Origin of the sequence: Brochothrix campestris, assembly GCF_046058945.1 — a bacterium.
Classification (GTDB): domain Bacteria; phylum Bacillota; class Bacilli; order Lactobacillales; family Listeriaceae; genus Brochothrix; species Brochothrix campestris.
The window spans coordinates 120,989-137,080 of the sequence record NZ_CP175511.1; the positions used below are offsets into that span (position 1 = coordinate 120,989).

Annotated in this window: 14 protein-coding genes and 1 pseudogene; 13 read left to right on the top strand and 2 right to left on the bottom strand. The window is 35.1% G+C overall.

All coding sequences use genetic code 11. The annotated features are described in order from the left end of the window. The first annotated feature begins 11 nt into the window (after positions 1-11). The 9 genes from rpsK to rpsI all read left to right on the top strand — a co-directional run bounded on the left by rpsK (position 12) and on the right by rpsI (position 6,406). Positions 12-401, top strand: a complete 390-nt coding sequence (rpsK, locus tag ACJYYY_RS00655; RefSeq protein ID WP_408868987.1) for a 30S ribosomal protein S11 — start codon at positions 12-14, stop codon at positions 399-401. 68 nt (positions 402-469) lie between these two features. Then, entirely contained in the window at positions 470-1,414 is a 945-nt protein-coding gene (locus ACJYYY_RS00660) for a DNA-directed RNA polymerase subunit alpha (RefSeq protein WP_035313832.1), read from the top strand. 20 nt (positions 1,415-1,434) lie between these two features. Beyond that, positions 1,435-1,845 carry a 50S ribosomal protein L17 gene (rplQ, locus tag ACJYYY_RS00665; protein ID WP_035313830.1) on the top strand — a complete coding sequence of 137 codons (411 nt, stop codon included), beginning with the start codon at positions 1,435-1,437 and terminating at the stop codon, positions 1,843-1,845. A 328-nt stretch (positions 1,846-2,173) separates the two neighbouring features. Then, a complete protein-coding gene (locus ACJYYY_RS00670; RefSeq protein WP_035313828.1) occupies positions 2,174-3,013 on the top strand; it encodes an energy-coupling factor ABC transporter ATP-binding protein in 840 nt (279 codons plus the stop codon). Beyond that, positions 2,989-3,861, top strand: coding sequence for an energy-coupling factor ABC transporter ATP-binding protein (locus ACJYYY_RS00675; protein WP_408868988.1), 873 nt, complete (start codon positions 2,989-2,991; stop codon positions 3,859-3,861). Before ACJYYY_RS00670 ends, ACJYYY_RS00675 begins: the two co-directional genes overlap by 25 nt. A 1-nt stretch (position 3,862) precedes the next feature. Then, positions 3,863-4,651, top strand: coding sequence for an energy-coupling factor transporter transmembrane protein EcfT (locus ACJYYY_RS00680; RefSeq protein ID WP_035313899.1), 789 nt, complete (start codon positions 3,863-3,865; stop codon positions 4,649-4,651). Positions 4,652-4,656: 5 nt separating this feature from the next. Continuing rightward, positions 4,657-5,406 (top strand): tRNA pseudouridine(38-40) synthase TruA, encoded by a 750-nt coding sequence (truA, locus tag ACJYYY_RS00685; RefSeq protein ID WP_035313826.1) that lies wholly within the window; start codon positions 4,657-4,659, stop codon positions 5,404-5,406. Between the two features lie 151 nt (positions 5,407-5,557). Continuing rightward, entirely contained in the window at positions 5,558-5,995 is a 438-nt protein-coding gene (gene rplM, locus ACJYYY_RS00690) for a 50S ribosomal protein L13 (protein ID WP_035313824.1), read from the top strand. 18 nt (positions 5,996-6,013) lie between these two features. Next, on the top strand, positions 6,014-6,406 hold the full coding sequence (rpsI, locus tag ACJYYY_RS00695) for a 30S ribosomal protein S9 (protein WP_029091508.1): 393 nt from the start codon (positions 6,014-6,016) through the stop codon (positions 6,404-6,406). Positions 6,407-6,633: 227 nt separating this feature from the next. Here the strand turns inward: rpsI and ACJYYY_RS00700 are convergent, their stop codons facing one another. Further along, a complete protein-coding gene (locus tag ACJYYY_RS00700; protein ID WP_051456871.1) occupies positions 6,634-7,197 on the bottom strand; it encodes a site-specific integrase in 564 nt (187 codons plus the stop codon). Positions 7,198-7,253: 56 nt separating this feature from the next. Continuing rightward, positions 7,254-8,383: pseudogene (locus ACJYYY_RS00705) on the bottom strand (IS3 family transposase). Between the two features lie 101 nt (positions 8,384-8,484). Between ACJYYY_RS00705 and ACJYYY_RS00710 the strand changes: the two are divergent. The 4 genes from ACJYYY_RS00710 (at position 8,485) to ACJYYY_RS00725 (ending at position 16,081) form a co-directional block, all read left to right on the top strand. After that, the gene (locus ACJYYY_RS00710) at positions 8,485-8,922 is read left to right on the top strand and encodes a hypothetical protein (RefSeq protein WP_035313532.1); all 438 of its coding nucleotides are present in this window, start codon (positions 8,485-8,487) and stop codon (positions 8,920-8,922) included. 229 nt (positions 8,923-9,151) lie between these two features. Continuing rightward, on the top strand, positions 9,152-9,610 hold the full coding sequence (gene brxF, locus ACJYYY_RS00715) for a BREX-3 system P-loop-containing protein BrxF (RefSeq protein ID WP_035313534.1): 459 nt from the start codon (positions 9,152-9,154) through the stop codon (positions 9,608-9,610). A gap of 11 nt (positions 9,611-9,621) precedes the next feature. Then, on the top strand, positions 9,622-13,344 hold the full coding sequence (locus tag ACJYYY_RS00720) for a DUF6079 family protein (RefSeq protein ID WP_408868989.1): 3,723 nt from the start codon (positions 9,622-9,624) through the stop codon (positions 13,342-13,344). A 7-nt stretch (positions 13,345-13,351) separates the two neighbouring features. Beyond that, positions 13,352-16,081, top strand: coding sequence for a DNA methyltransferase (locus ACJYYY_RS00725; protein ID WP_035313536.1), 2,730 nt, complete (start codon positions 13,352-13,354; stop codon positions 16,079-16,081). Positions 16,082-16,092 lie beyond the last annotated feature (11 nt).

Genomic DNA, 16,092 nt, shown 5'->3' on the forward strand with positions numbered 1-16,092 from the left:
TCAACTAACAAATGGCACGTAAAACAAATACTCGTAAACGCCGTGTGAAAAAAAATGTCGAATCAGGTATTGCACATATCCGTTCAACATTCAATAACACGATCGTTACATTAACAGACATGCAAGGAAACGCTTTATCATGGTCTTCTTCAGGCTCATTAGGTTTCCGTGGTTCTAAAAAATCAACACCGTTCGCTGCTCAAATGGCTGCAGAAGCTGCTGCTAAAGTAGGTATGGAACATGGTTTGAAAACATTGGAAGTAACAGTTAAAGGTCCTGGTTCAGGTCGTGAAGCTGCTATCCGTGCTTTACAAGCTGTTGGTCTTGAAGTAACTGCTATTAAAGATGTTACTCCAATTCCTCACAATGGTTGTCGACCACCAAAACGTCGTCGTGTATAATCTTTAACCTTGGTTAAAGTGTTATATTCAATATTGTTACAAGACGTTTATCATGGGAGGTAAATTAAATGATCGAAATTGAAAAGCCGAAAATTGAGACGATTGAGATCAGTGAAGATAGCCGTTATGGTAAGTTCGTAATTGAACCACTAGAACGCGGTTATGGTATCACTTTAGGCAACTCCTTGCGTCGTATCCTTTTATCTTCATTACCAGGAGCAGCAGTTACTTCAATTCAAGCAGACACAGTGTTACATGAATTCTCAGCAATTGATGGTGTCGTTGAAGATGTAACTCGCATTATCTTAAACTTGAAGAAACTTGCTTTGAAAATCTATTCTGATGATGAAAAAACATTAGAAATTGATGTTCAAGGACCAGGTGTGGTTACGGCAGCTGATATTAACTTTGATAGTGATGTAGAAATCTTAAATCCGGATTTACATATTGCGACTCTTAGTGAAAATGCACATTTCCATATGCGCTTGCATGCAAGTCGCGGTCGTGGATATCGTCCAGCTGATCAAAACAAACGCGAAGATATGCCAATTGGTGTTTTACCAATCGATTCTATCTTTACGCCAATTCTTAAAGCTAACTACCAAGTGGAAAACACACGCGTAGGTCAAAATCCTGATTTTGACAAATTAACGTTTGACTTAACAACTGATGGTAGCATCGGTGTTAAAGAAGCGATTAGTTTAGCTGCTAAAATCTTAACGGAGCATTTGAACATCTTTGTTAACTTAACAGATGAAGCTCAACATGCAGAAATTATGATTGAAAAAGAAGAAAGCAAGAAAGAAAAAGTGCTCGAAATGACAATCGAAGAACTCGATTTATCAGTTCGTTCATACAACTGCTTAAAACGTGCCGGTATTAATACTGTGCAAGAATTAGCAGATAAATCGGAAGAGGATATGATGAAAGTTCGTAACCTTGGACGTAAATCACTTGAAGAAGTTAAGGTTAAATTAACTGATTTAGGATTAGGTCTTCGCAACGAAGATTAATTAAAGGAGGCAAAACACTAATGGGTTACCGTAAATTAGGCCGTACAAGCTCACAACGTAAAGCATTATTACGTGATTTAGCAACTGACTTAATCATCAACGAACGCATCGAAACAACTGAAGCTCGCGCTAAAGAAGTTCGTAAACTTGTTGAAAAATTAATCACTGCTGGGAAACGTGGAGATTTAAGCGCTCGTCGTCGTGCTGCTGCTATTGTACGTCACGAAATCGTAGGTTATGTAGAAAAAGAAACAACTGATAAAGAAGGTAAAACTGTGACTAAAACACGTCCGGTATACGCTTTGCAAAAATTATTTGATGATATTGCAGGCCGTTACACAGAACGTCAAGGTGGTTACACACGTATCTTCAAAAAAGGTCAACGTCGCGGCGATGGCGCACCAGTTGTAATTATTGAATTGGTTAAATAAGTAAATTCGATCATTTTTATGAAAAACGTCTAAAGCTTGGGCGTGTCATGATAAGGTGATTGACTCGTTGATCATCTTGTCTAGCGCTGTTGTGCTCCTTCTTTCTTTGCGGGGATAAAGGAGCACGGCTTTTTTTGTTGTAAATTTGATAGAAAATCTGGCTTTTGGAAATCGAGTATTCGATGGACAAAGGTCCTTTTTTTGTTGTTGAACAAAACGGATTGAAATCAGCTTTGTTGAGCATTAAAAGGGGCTGTTTTTTGGTGAATATCACAGAATATGCTAAAATGACAGTAATTGACTATGATAAAAGTTAGAGGAGAAACCAATGAAAGCAAATAACATCGTAACATTTGAACACGTGTCGTTCTCATATGAAGAAGACAAGACTGTTTTAGATGACGTATCATTACAAGTCGCAGAGGGTGAGTGGCTCGCTATTGTCGGGCATAATGGTTCAGGGAAATCGACGATGGCTAAGCTCATCAATGGTCTATTAGTGGCGCGAACAGGTGAAATTACTGTTAGTGGTTTACCGATGACTGAGGAGAACATTTGGGAGATTCGACGACGGGTGGGGATGGTCTTTCAAAACCCCGATAATCAGTTTGTTGGTGCCACTGTACAAGATGACGTCGCCTTTGGTCTCGAAAACAATGGCATTCCTCAAACAGAGATGGTGACGAGGGTTGCTCAGGCGCTTGCAGACGTCGCTATGAATGGTTTTGAAACATTTGAACCTAATCGATTGTCAGGGGGTCAAAAACAGCGTGTGGCGATTGCTGGTGTGATTGCACTACGTCCTGGCTTGATAATCCTCGACGAAGCGACATCAATGCTCGATCCTGAAGGACGCGTCAGTGTGTTGGCAACAATTAAGGCTCTCAAAGAGCAACATCAGTTAACCGTTATTTCAATTACGCATGATTTAGAAGAAGCTGCGATGGCAGATCGTGTGATTGTGATGAACAAGGGCCGCTATTTGATGGAAGGCAAGCCAGAAACTATTTTTAAGGAGACCACTAAACTGCAAGAAATTGGTTTAGATGTACCGTTTGTTAACCAAGTACAAGCAGATTTAATGACAGCCGGTTTCAAATTTAACACTGTTTATTTTTCGGAAGGAGAGTTAGTGAACGCCTTATGCCAATTACGTTCGAACAAGTAGGATACACGTATCAAGCGGGAGGGCCTTTTCAAAAAAAGGCTTTAACTAATATTTCTTTTACGGTGAAGGATGGTGAATACACTGCCATTGTCGGGCGCACCGGTTCAGGAAAGTCGACCTTATTACAGCACTTAAATGTTATTTTAGAACCGACAGAAGGCCGAATAATCTTTGATTCACGGACAATTATTGCTGGTCAGAAACAGAAAAATTTAAAAGCTATCCGTCAAAAAATTGGTGTTGTTTTTCAATTCCCTGAGTCACAGCTGTTTGAAGAAACCGTTGTAAAAGACATTATGTTTGGGCCGATGAATTTTGGTGTGAGCAAGGCTGAAGCAAAGGAGCGGGCGTTAGCCTTGCTAAATGTTGTTGGTCTGCCAGAAGCAATTGCCGAGTCGTCACCGTTTGAGTTATCAGGTGGTCAAATGCGTCGGGTTGCGATTGCAGGCGTTTTGGCGATGGAACCGAGTATCTTGGTGCTTGATGAACCAACCGCGGGCTTAGACCCTCGTGGGCGGGCTGAGATGATGGCATTGTTTTATCGGTTACATAAGGAAAAGGGACTGACGATTGTGCTCGTTACGCATAATATGGATGATGTCGCCGCCTATGCGGATGCGATGATCGTTTTGCGCAACGGCGAGATTGAGGCTGTCGGTGAACCGCGGGCATTATTTGCTCAAGATGAGCAGGTCAATGCCTTAGCAATAGGCCAACCGAGTGCTTTGAGCTTGCAACGTCGCTTGGAGGAGCAAACAGGAGAACGATGGCCGGTGACCTGTTTAACACGTCAAGAGTTAAGTGATTACTTAACACTACACTGGAAGGAGGGAACCGTTAGTGAATAATATGATTTTAGGACGGTTTGTTCCCGGTGATTCGTGGTTGCATCAGTTAGATGCACGCGCGAAACTCGTTGCCGTCATGTACTTTATCGTGATGGTTTTCTTCGCAAATAATTTGCTGAGCTACCTGTTATCGTTTCTATTAGTGTTTAGCTTATTAGTACTTTCAAAAATCCCGTTTTTATTTTTTATTCGTGGCTTACGCCCGATTATCTTTTTAATTTTATTGACAGTCATCCTGCAATTATTTTTCACGACCGAAGGACAGGTATTGTTACAGTTTGGACCGTTACAAATTACCGATGCCGGCATTATTAATGCCGTCTTCATCGCGCTCCGGTTTATGCTGATTATTTTTATGACGACCTTATTATCGTTAACAACCAGTCCAATTTCATTGACCGATGGAATTGAGTCGTTGTTGAATCCACTGCGAAAAGTGAAATTCCCCGTACATGAAATGGCATTGATGCTCAGTATTGCCCTCCGTTTCATTCCAACATTGATGGATGAGGCTGAAAAAATCATGCAGGCGCAAAAATCCCGTGGCGTTGAGTTCAATAGTGGCTCGCTATTAGCCCGCGTTAAGGCGATTATTCCCCTGTTAATCCCGCTCTTTATTAGTGCCTTTAAACGGGCTGAAGATCTCGCGATTGCAATGGAAGCTCGGGGTTACCATGGCGGTGAAGGCCGTACTAAATACCGTATTTTAAAATGGGAAGCCCGTGACACGCTCATGATTGTGTTAATGATGGTGTACACGCTCCTCTTATTTTTAACACGAGGAGGTTAAGGTAGATGCGTTATAAAGCAATTATTCAATATGATGGTTCGCAGTTTTTAGGCTATCAAATTCAGGCGACTGGTCGAACAGTGCAAGATGAACTCCAAAAGGCCTTAACAAAAATGCATAAGGGCACGCCCGTTAAAATCCATGCTTCTGGTCGAACAGACACGGGCGTGCATGCTAAGGGTCAGGTGGTACACTGGGACTCTGAGCTTACGATTCCGCTCGAAGGCTATCAGCGCGGACTCGAAACCTTAACGGCGGATGACATAGCGATTGTCGCGGTTGAGCAGGTAGCTGATGATTTTCATGCACGCTACGATGTTGCGGCGAAAGAATACCGTTACTTTGTGAAAACAGCGGCGCAGCGTGATCCATTTACCCGTCATTACGCGTTGCATTATCCTTTTAGTCTCGATGAATCACGCATGAATGAGGCGGCTCGTTTACTTGAAGGGGAACATGATTTCACGAGTTTTTGTTCGGCACGGACGGAGCGCGACAGCAAGGTACGCACACTTTATGCAATTACAATTAATCGAAACGTTGATGGTTGGGAGTTCTCATTTAAAGGTAGTGGTTTTTTATACAATATGGTGCGTATTTTAGTCGGCGCCTTGTTGTCTGTTGGCCAACAAAAATTAACACCACAGGAGCTACAAGCTGCCTTAGAAAAAAAAGATCGGACAGCATTAAACTGTCGTACAGCCCCACCACAAGGGCTTTATTTATGGGAAGTTAGCTATAAAGAAAAGAATTAAGAATGTGACTCTTGACTTAATTTGTGAAAGCATGTATTATTGATTGTGGTATTGTTTACCCCATGATAAGCCCCGGAAACTTATTATGCTTATACAAACAATGACAGAATTTTTATAAAAAAGAATGATTAATTAATAGGAGGCAAAACAAATGCGCACAACATATATGGCAAAAACTGGCGAAGTCCAACGCGACTGGCATGTCGTAGATGCAACTGATGTTCCACTTGGTCGTTTATCAAGTGAAGTCGCTGCTATCTTACGCGGAAAACACAAACCAACATTCACACCCCACACTGATACAGGTGACTTCGTCATCATTATCAATGCTGAAAAAATCGCTTTAACAGGTAACAAAGCCGATGGTAAAATCTACCACCGTCACTCTGGTTACGCTGGTGGATTAAAATCTATCTCAGCTGGTGAGCTTCGTGCTACTAAACCAGAACGTTTGTTAGAATTATCTATCAAAGGTATGTTACCAAAAAACACTTTAGGCCGTAAACAATTTACAAAATTGAACGTGTACGCTGGTACAGAGCATCCACATGCTGCTCAATCACCAGTTGAATACAAAGTACGCGGATAATAGGAGGAGAAAAATAATATGACACAAGTACAATATTATGGAACTGGTCGTCGTAAAAGCTCTGTTGCCCGTGTTCGTTTAGTTCCTGGCGATGGTACAATTACAATCAATGGCCGTGATGTAGAAAACTACATCCCATTCGAAGTTTTACGTTCAGTTATCAAACAACCGTTAACACTTACTGAAACTGTAGGTAACTACAACGTTTTCGTAAACGTTGATGGTGGTGGTTATACTGGTCAAGCAGGAGCTATCCGTCACGGTGTTGCTCGTGCGTTATTACAAGTAGATCCTGAATACCGTTCAACTCTTAAACAAGCTGGTCTCTTAACTCGTGACCCTCGTATGAAAGAACGTAAAAAACCAGGTCTTAAAGGTGCACGTCGTGCTCCTCAATTCTCAAAACGTTAATAGTTACATATTGCCGTTTCAAACACTTTCCAAGCAATTGGGAAGTGTTTTTTAGTTGGAAAGAGAAATTTGTTTCTTGCAAACGTTGATTTAACGGTGTTATTTAATTAGGTTGTGAAAGAAATTATAAAGCCATAATTCTTTTTTACGTTTAGATAATTTATTTAGTTTAGTCAACCAATGAGAAATTTTGTCAAAATAAAAAAGTATAGGGGGTTCCTATACTTTTAATCGCTATCAATATACTCAGATAAAGCTGAAGCCGTTTTTCTTTTTTGGTCAGTGGATACATGCGTGTAGATTTGTAACGTAATTTCTGAGTTAGCATGTCCTAAACGGTCTTGAACTTCTTTAATGGTCGCTCCACTTTCAAATAGTAAACTTGCGTGGGTATGCCTAAATCCATGAATAGTGATTTTATCCAATTGGTGGTCGGTAGTAATTTTGCGTAACGCTCTATTTAAATAGTCAGCATCAAAAGCTACATCTTTTACTCCTTTAAGAGGAATATCCCTTGTGAATATTAAATGATTATCATTCACTTTTGCATATCTTGCTTGTTGTATCAGTTTCCATTTATTTAATATATCCATAGTTTTTTGGTCGATATCAATTATTCGATTTGATGATTTGCTTTTAGTGTCTGCAATATACTGAATCCGTTTAATAGTGGTTAGGCTTTTATTAACAATGATAGATTGATTTTCTATTATGTCAGACCATCTAAGTGCGTGTAACTCACTTTTTCTTAACCCAGTAAAAGCTAAAAGTCTAAACGAAGCAAATAACATGTAATCATAATTTTTTTCTACAATATCTGGAATGGCAACAGTAAATTGAACAAAAATTATAAGGGCTGTAATTTAAATTCGGTAGGCGTTAAATAACCCAATGTTCCATGAATACGGATGTTATTAAACCAATGAACGTAATCATTTAATTCAAGTTCCAGCTGATTAAGATTGGAAAAGTGAGCTTGGTTTGCGAATTCTGTTTTAAACACTTTGAATGTTGCTTCCGCTACAGCGTTATCGTTAGGACAACCCTTCATACTTAGTGAACGTTGAATATTAAATGTTTCAAGCGCTTCATCAATCAACCGATTATCAAATTCTTTCCCTCGATCCGTGTGAAACAGCTGTATGTCATTTAAATTTGCAGAAATGCTTGCTAATGCTTCATAGACAAGACTTGCAGTCTTGTTTTCTCCTACACTATGTCCAATAATTTCACGATTGAAAAGGTCTACAAATAAACATACATAATGCCACTTTCCACCGACACGAACGTATGTTAAATCACTTACAACGACAGCTAATTCTTTTTCTTGAATGAACGCACGTTTTAACTCGTTTCTTATAAGTGCCTCATTCGAACGTGATTTTTGCGGTTTAAATTGAGCCACAGTGTAGTTTGAAACTAAACCTAACGAATGCATTATGCGGCTAATTCGGCGTCTTGATACATGTTTAGGTTCAGCTAACTTTAATAATTCTCTTTTGATTTTACGCGTACCCTAATTATTACGGCTTTCTTTGAAAATCCGTTCAATTTCTTTTGAAAATGCGATGTCCTCTGTTTTTCGCTGCGAAGTGGCATCTAAATTTATATGATAATAATAGGTGCTCCTTTTAATCTCGAGGACGGCACACATTGCTGATACCGAATAAAGGTGAGCGTTATTACGAATCACATTTATTTTCGTCCCATGATCAGCGCCGCTTGCTTTAAAATATCATTCTCCATTAGTAACCGCTGATTTTCTTTACGTAATTTATCTAGTTCTATTTCATCTTCTGTTCGATTATCTTTAGCTGCGAACGAGCCAGTAGCTTGATGATTTTTAATCCATTTATCTAATCCCGAAGGGGTTAAATCATATTCACGAGCAATATCAGCACGTGACTTTCCATTTTCATAAAGCTTCACCATTTGCAGTTTAAATTCAGGCGTAAATGTTCGACGTTGACGTGGCATAGTAGCACACTCCTTTTTATTAGTAGTCTTAGTTTACAAGCCCTCATTTATTCTGTCTAACTTAGTGTAGCCTATCCATTTTACAAAATTCAGATATTCTTTTGAAGGACTTCAATGAACAAAAAGAAAATTTAGTAATTACACATAATAAAGCTAAAGATGTTGAAATAGAGCGATATTTTAATATTGATCACTTTTTTATTAAATGGCAAAATACTTATCCAGAAGTAATAGATCGAATTATTAGTAGTTTAAAGGAAAAGGAATTATTTGAAAAATTCTTCAAGATAAAATCCGAGTTAAGTAATTCCTTTATTTTTGATTTGGATATTAAGAAAGAAAAAGAAAAACTGAGTGATAAATATAAAGATTTTACGTTTACAGAGGATAAAATAAAAAGTATTTCATCTTCAATTTATTCATATGAGAAGTATCAGTTAGAAAAACTTGAAATAGAAATCTCAAAAGATAATAGTATCATTTCAGAAGCAGCACAGTTTAGATATATATATTTGGAATTACACTTAGAGAGCAAGTAGAAAAGTTACATTATGATAATGAATTATTATTAAGCTCATTAGACAACATAGGAATTAGATGAAAATTATACTGGATATATAGATTAGAATGCTTTCATCTAAATTATTACTCAGAAAAATTTGAATTGCTTTAAGAAGGTAACATTCAAAAAATAAACTATATTAGTCGTTATAGATGTTATAATAAGTACATGTGGTTTAAAAAGTAAATCTTATAGGTGGTGGCTGGATGGAAGATATTGAATGGTTAGTAAAGATGCTTGAAGAAAAAATAGAAGAAAAGAATTTAGATTATAATCGATTCATGGTTTTGTTATGGAATAATAATACCGAGATTAAACACCTTTTTGAAGAAATAGATTCGTCTATACTTAATATCAATGTAATCGTATCAGAGCAATTATTAGATATACCTTCTAAATTACAAGCTATAAAAACACAGCAAATTATCACTGAAGTTATTAGAAATAATCCTCAAAAGGTTATTGTTATTGATAATTTTGAGATATTATTTAGTCCAATATTAAAAGTTAAACCAATAGAATTATTTAGAGAACTGAGTCGTTATAAAACCATTATTGTTATTTGGCGTTATTCTTATGAAAATAATAGATTAGTTTATGCGGTCCCAGAACATATTGAATATCAGGAAGCACAGATAAATAAAAATGAAATGATTATCAATTAGGAGAATGAAGAATGAAATATAGAGATTTAGTTAATTTTGAACCAATAGATTCAGTCATCCAATTAACAGATGCAAACAATAAAGATAGAGCTCTTCACTTATTAGATACCTTTGTTATATCCGATAGAATGGCTGATACAATTAATAATACTATCATTAATCAGTTGCAATTTTCCAAACCCACAGATAATAAAGGATTGATGATTGTAGGTAATTACGGAAGTGGTAAATCTCATCTAATGAGTGTTATCTCTACAATTGCTGAGTATAGTGATTCAAGTCAGCGCCTTCAAAATGAAGCTGTTGCTGAAAAAGCACAGGAAATTGAAGGGGAATTTAAAGTTATTCGATTTGAAATCGGAAGTACAGAAATGTCATTACGAGAAATAATAACACAACAATTGGAACTCGGATTATTGGAGTTAGGAATTACTTTCGAATTTCCTAATGCCGATCAAATTGTTAGTAATAAAAATTCTTTACTAGAGATGATGTCAATTTTTAATGAAAAATATCCTGACAAAGGTTTATTACTAGTAGTTGATGAGTTACTAGATTATTTAAGAGGAAGAAAAGAGCAAGAGTTAACTTTAGATTTAGGATTTTTACGAGAAATTGGCGAAATTGCACACAATACAAGATTTCGATTTATTGCGGGTATTCAAGAAATGCTTTTTGATAACCCAAGATTTAGTTTTGTAGCGGATTCTTTGAGACGTGTAAAAGAGCGTTTTGAACAAGTAAGAATTGTGAAAGAAGATATTTCATATGTCATATCTGAAAGACTTTTAAAGAAAGATGAGAAGCAAAAAGCTCTTGTTAGGGAGCATCTAACTAGTTTCACTAAATTATACAGTAGACTAGCTGAAGATATGGATAAGTTTGTGGATCTTTATCCAATTCATCCAAGTTACTTAACTGCTTTTGAGAAAGTTCACAATATTGAAAAACGAGTAGCATTAAAAATCATTACTATGGAAATTCAGAAAATAATTGATCACGATGTACCAGTGGATAGTACAGGAGTAGTTGCATATGATAATTATTGGTCTTTTATTGAAGAGGATCCATCTAATAAAACTATCCCATCTGTTCGAGAAGTTTTAGAAAAAACAGCTATTTTAAAAGATAAAGTCAATTCATCATTTCCTAGTGATCGTAAAGGACAGATGTATAAAGATGTTTCGCTTCAAGTTATTAACGGGTTGGCGTTGAATAGACTAACAATGGATGATATATATAGTCCTGTCGGATTAACAGCATCAACGTTGAAAGATGATCTATTTCTTGTAATTCCAGGACAATTAGATTTTTTATTGGAGGACGATGATCCGTCAGCATTTTTAGAAACAAGTGTGTCTGTTGCAATAAAAACGATCATGGAAACTGTAAGCTATCAGTATATTTCAGTAAACCAAGAGAATGGACAATATTACCTTGATTTAAAGAAAGATATTGATATTGAGAGTTTAATTAGCGAGCGAACAGAAATCATAGAAAATGCTACTTTAGATAGTTACTATTATAAAATTCTACAAAATGCTGTTGCATTGGATGATAACACTTACGTTTCAGGCTATCGTATTTGGCAACATGAGTTACCTTGGGAACAAAGAAGGGTAATGAGAAGAGGATACCTTTTCTTTGGGTCACCTAACGAAAGATCTACAGCTCAACCAGAACGTGATTTTTATGTCTATATGCTGAGACCGTTTGAAAAAGTTCAATATAAAGATGAATTGAAATCAGATGAGGTATTCTTTGAACTTAGTTTAGAAGATAAAAATTTTAAAATGAATTTATTGAATTATGCTGCAGCTAACGAGTTATATAATGAAACTACTTCAGCTCAAAAAAGGTTATATAAAGACAAAATAGATAGTTATTTTAAAAAACTAAATAAATGGTTAACAGAACACTTTGTGAATGCATTTAAAATAACTTATAAAGGAAAAACAGGATACTTAAATGATTTTGGAATGTTCTTACCTCAAGAGGATAACGTTAAGTCTTTAGTCAATTTTTCTGCACAGGAATTTCTTGCAAAACATTTTTCTGAGAAGTATCCAGAATACCCAAGTTTTAGAAATTATAAACCAGGATTTATTTCTAGTAATAATATTAAAGGTGTTGCTTCTGACGCATTACAAAGAATAAATGGTAGAAACAGTATTCAAGGTGAGTCAGTTTTAGAAGGCTTAGTTCTTCTAAGTAATCAAAAGACAATTACTAGTGAATCTGTTACAAATTCAGCTTATGCACGTTGGATAGTTGAAACATTAGAAATAAAAGGAAATGGTAAAGTATTAAACAATGATGAATTTTTTAATATTAACGCTGTTCGTGGTGTTGAAGATCGTCGATTATCAAAATCCTTTGATTTGGAACCTGAATTAGTTGTTGTTTTACTAGGAGCTTTGTTAAGTACAGGGAAAATTGAAGTGAATATAGATGGAACAACATATACAGCAATGAATTTTTCAGAATTTGCAGTATTATCTATGGATAAGTTAACAAGATTTTCATATATTAAAAAGCCATCAGGATTGCCTTTAACAGAAATTAATGAAATTTTGCATTTATTTGGAGAATCAGCTCCAAATAATAATGAAGAAGTTTTAGAAGGTTCAATCCGCAGAATGAATTCTAAGCTTAATACTTCTATTGAAGAAGTGTTAAAAGTTAAACGTGACCTATCAATAGGATATCTTGTTGGTAATTTAGATGTTTTAGATAACAATACGAGAAGCGAATATGCAGATCAATTAGAGTCGTTTAAATTATTTTGCGAACAACTACTACGCTATAATAGTATTCCTAAAATGAAAAATTTAAATGTATCTATTTCTGAAATAGAAAAGCAAAAACAAAATAAAGAACTTGTTGAATCATTAAATATTTTGAAAAAAAATGTAGATGAAGTAAGTCAGTTAGTAAATTATCTTGATCAAGCAAAATATAGTTATGGACAAAATTCAGATTGGTCTAAAACTATTGATGAAACTGTATCTAAACTACGTTCAAATATTTCTGATGGACAATCATATATGTCTAATCTTTCTGAATTACGTCAATTAAAGGAAGAGTATATTACGCAATACTATATAATTCATGAACAATCAAGATTAACAGCGACTGAAGATAATAAAAAACAAGAAATATTACGCTCCCCACAATTAAATATGCTTCGACGCCTACAATCAAGTATATCTTTACTACCAGGAGAGCAGTTAAATACTTGGCAAGAAAATCTGGAAAAAACAAAAACATGTTATCAATTAAAGAAAACTGATTTAGAAACGAGTCCGACTTGTCCACATTGTAATTTTTTATTGAGCGCAGATAGACGTGATTCAAGAAATATTGTTGAGAATGCAATGTCTGAGCTAACTGATATTTATGATAACTGGCTAAATATTTTAGTAGATAATTTAAAACAGGATTCTATCCAAGAGGGATTATCTCTTTTATCCAATGATGAGCAAAAATCCGTTGAATTGTTAATATCTAGCAAAGAACTTCCATTACCATTGGATCAGAAATATATAGATATGATAAAAAACCTTTTTGATGGATTTGAAAAAGTAGAGCTATCTCAAGAAGATATTATAAAAATGCTTGGAAATGGTAGTCCTATGAGTGTTAATGAATTAGAAGGTAGAATTCGTGAATTGATAGAGACGGCTATTGATGGCAAAGATAAAGATAAAGTAAGAATAATGTATAAAGGATGATGATTTTATGGATCAAGATTCGTTGTTTGAAGAAGAAAATAGACCTGTCGAATGTTTGGGAATGACATTTGAGAGTGATAATGAGAGAAGAGAATATTTCAGAAATGAGTTGCGAAAAAAGTTACCAGACTTAAGAAGTATTGAGGGATTTCCTATTGGTGAAGATGAAGATATTATTGAGTTATCTGATCCACCGTATTATACAGCTTGTCCAAATCCATGGATGAATGAATTTGTTTCTAATAATAAACAAATTGATGAAGCCTATACCGAGTTAAAACCGTATACTGCAGATGTTAGCGAAGGGAAAAACGAACCCATTTATAACGTTCATACGTATCATACAAAAGTTCCTCCAAAAGCAATAATGAGATATTTGCTGCACTATACTATGCCAGGAGATTTTATATTTGATGGATTTTCTGGGACGGGTATGACTGGTGTTGCATCTAGTTATTTAAATATAGAATCTAAAGTGAGAGAACTTGGATATGATTTAAAAGATAAGCGAGTGGTCGATAGTTCTGGAGTAGTGGTAGGAAATATGGGCGAAAGAAATGTATTATTGCAAGACTTATCGCCACAAGCGACATTTATTTCTAGTTGTTTGAATAAACCTATTGATATTGAATCTTTTTTGAAAGAAGCCAATACTATATTAAATAATTTGGAAGAAAAATACAAAAATTTCTTTATAACTCACAGAGAAGAAAGGGAGTTTAAAGTAAATTATTGGGTATGGAGTGATGTGTTTGTATGCTCAAGTTGTAGTGAAGAAATAGTATTTTTTGATGCAGCTAGTGATGATGATGGGAAAGTACAGAAAGAATTTGCGTGTCCTAATTGTAAAGCAAGACTAACCAAGAATAAATTAAATCGTGCATTTGAAAAGAAACATGATCCAACTATTGATAAAATTGTTAATGAAGCTAAAAGGGTAATAGTCTTGGTGAATTATACAAATTATAATGGAAAAAAAATACTAGAAAGAGCGACAAAAAAGGATATTGAACTATTCAAAAAAATTGATTCAGAAGAAATTACAAATTGGTTGCCTACAAATGAAATCCCTAATGGAGATGAGATACCCAGAGTTAGGAGGCTAGGAATAACTAATGTGAATCAATTATATTTTAAAAAATCTCAAATCATACTATCAGATTTTAGAGAAAAGATAAATAATTCCAATAATAAAGACTTTTTATTATTATTATTTACTAGCCAATTAATTAATATATCAAAATTGAATAGATTTAGACCCGGAGTATCATTTCCATATAATCCAATGAGTGGGACTATGTACATAGGATCCCTTGTAAGTGAGTCTAATGTAATTGATGCTTATAGAAATAAACTAAAGAAATTTGAAAAAGCTTTTATTATAAAAAATAGAAATACAATGATTTCAACACAGTCCTCAACAAAAATTAATCTAAATGACAATAGTATTGATTATATTTTTACAGATCCTCCCTTTGGAGCTAATTTAATGTATTCAGAACTTAGTTTTATGTGGGAAACATGGTTAAAAATACAAACTAATACAGATAAAGAAACGATAATTAGTAAAAAACAAAACAAAGCGGTGGATGAATATTTAAGATTATTAACAGCTACATTTTCAGAGTATTATAGAATATTAAAACCTAATAAATGGATTACTGTCGAATTTAGTAATTCTAAAGCAAGTGTCTGGAATGCAATACAAGACGCTATGCAGAAATCAGGATTTATTATAGCTAATGTTTCAGCTTTGGATAAGCAACAGGGGAGTTTTAAAGCAGTTACGACTACAACAGCTGTTAAACAAGATTTAGTTATCTCAGCATATAAACCTTTAGAATCAAACATATCGAAAATTAAAGAAGCTAATGGGAGTGAAACTTCAGCTTGGCTATTTATAGATCAACATCTTTTAAAGCTACCTGTATTTGATGGGGAACGTGGAGAAGCAACTATTGTTACGGAGAGAACGCCTAGAATATTATTTGATAGAATGATTGCATATCACGTTCAATCGGGTATGGCAGTTCCAATCTCTTCTGCTGAGTTTCAGGAGAAAGTCGCTCAAAAATATGTTATGAGAGATGGAATGGTCTTTTTAGAGTCTCAAGTAGCTGAGTATGATAAGAAGAGAATTTTAGCGAAAGAATTTTCGCAACAGTCATTATTCGTCTCAGATGAAGGTAGTGCAATCGAATGGTTACGTCAACAATTGATGAAGAAACCACAAAGTAGACAGGATATTCATCCTCAATTTATGAAAGAAATTCAATATATTGCAAAACATGAGGAGCTCCCTGAACTAGATAATCTTTTGGCAGAAAACTTCTTGTTATATGATAGTGAAGATGTTGTGCCAGATCAAATTGCTGCTTATTTACGAAAAAATTATCATGATATGCGTGGTCTAGAAAATCAAGATGATAAGATGAAGAGTAAGGCTAAAAATAGATGGTATGTTCCTGATCCAAACAAACAAGCCGATTTAGAAAAATTAAGAGAAAAGAGTTTGTTAAGAGAATTTAATCATTACGTAGAAGAAGTTAGTGGAACTAAGAAGAAATTAAAACTCTTCCGTTCTGAAGCTATTCGAGCAGGATTTAAAAAAGCTTGGAGCGAAAAAGATTATCAAAAAATTGTAGACGTAGCAGAATATTTACCAGAAAAAATTATTCAAGAAGATGATAAGTTGTTAATGTTCCATACTCACGCATTAATGAGATTAGATATTTAGGAGGTTGTATG

Bases quoted from the DNA above. Each gene is read 5' to 3' on its own strand.
- rpsK (WP_408868987.1), top strand. From the start codon at position 12: ATGGCACGTAAAACAAATACTCGTAAACGCCGTGTGAAAAAAAATGTC.
- ACJYYY_RS00660 (WP_035313832.1), top strand. From the start codon at position 470: ATGATCGAAATTGAAAAGCCGAAAATTGAGACGATTGAGATCAGTGAA.
- rplQ (WP_035313830.1), top strand. From the start codon at position 1,435: ATGGGTTACCGTAAATTAGGCCGTACAAGCTCACAACGTAAAGCATTA.
- ACJYYY_RS00670 (WP_035313828.1), top strand. From the start codon at position 2,174: ATGAAAGCAAATAACATCGTAACATTTGAACACGTGTCGTTCTCATAT.
- ACJYYY_RS00675 (WP_408868988.1), top strand. From the start codon at position 2,989: ATGCCAATTACGTTCGAACAAGTAGGATACACGTATCAAGCGGGAGGG.
- ACJYYY_RS00680 (WP_035313899.1), top strand. From the start codon at position 3,863: ATGATTTTAGGACGGTTTGTTCCCGGTGATTCGTGGTTGCATCAGTTA.
- truA (WP_035313826.1), top strand. From the start codon at position 4,657: ATGCGTTATAAAGCAATTATTCAATATGATGGTTCGCAGTTTTTAGGC.
- rplM (WP_035313824.1), top strand. From the start codon at position 5,558: ATGCGCACAACATATATGGCAAAAACTGGCGAAGTCCAACGCGACTGG.
- rpsI (WP_029091508.1), top strand. From the start codon at position 6,014: ATGACACAAGTACAATATTATGGAACTGGTCGTCGTAAAAGCTCTGTT.
- ACJYYY_RS00700 (WP_051456871.1), bottom strand. From the start codon at position 7,197: ATGTTATTTGCTTCGTTTAGACTTTTAGCTTTTACTGGGTTAAGAAAA.
- brxF (WP_035313534.1), top strand. From the start codon at position 9,152: ATGGAAGATATTGAATGGTTAGTAAAGATGCTTGAAGAAAAAATAGAA.
- ACJYYY_RS00720 (WP_408868989.1), top strand. From the start codon at position 9,622: ATGAAATATAGAGATTTAGTTAATTTTGAACCAATAGATTCAGTCATC.
- ACJYYY_RS00725 (WP_035313536.1), top strand. From the start codon at position 13,352: ATGGATCAAGATTCGTTGTTTGAAGAAGAAAATAGACCTGTCGAATGT.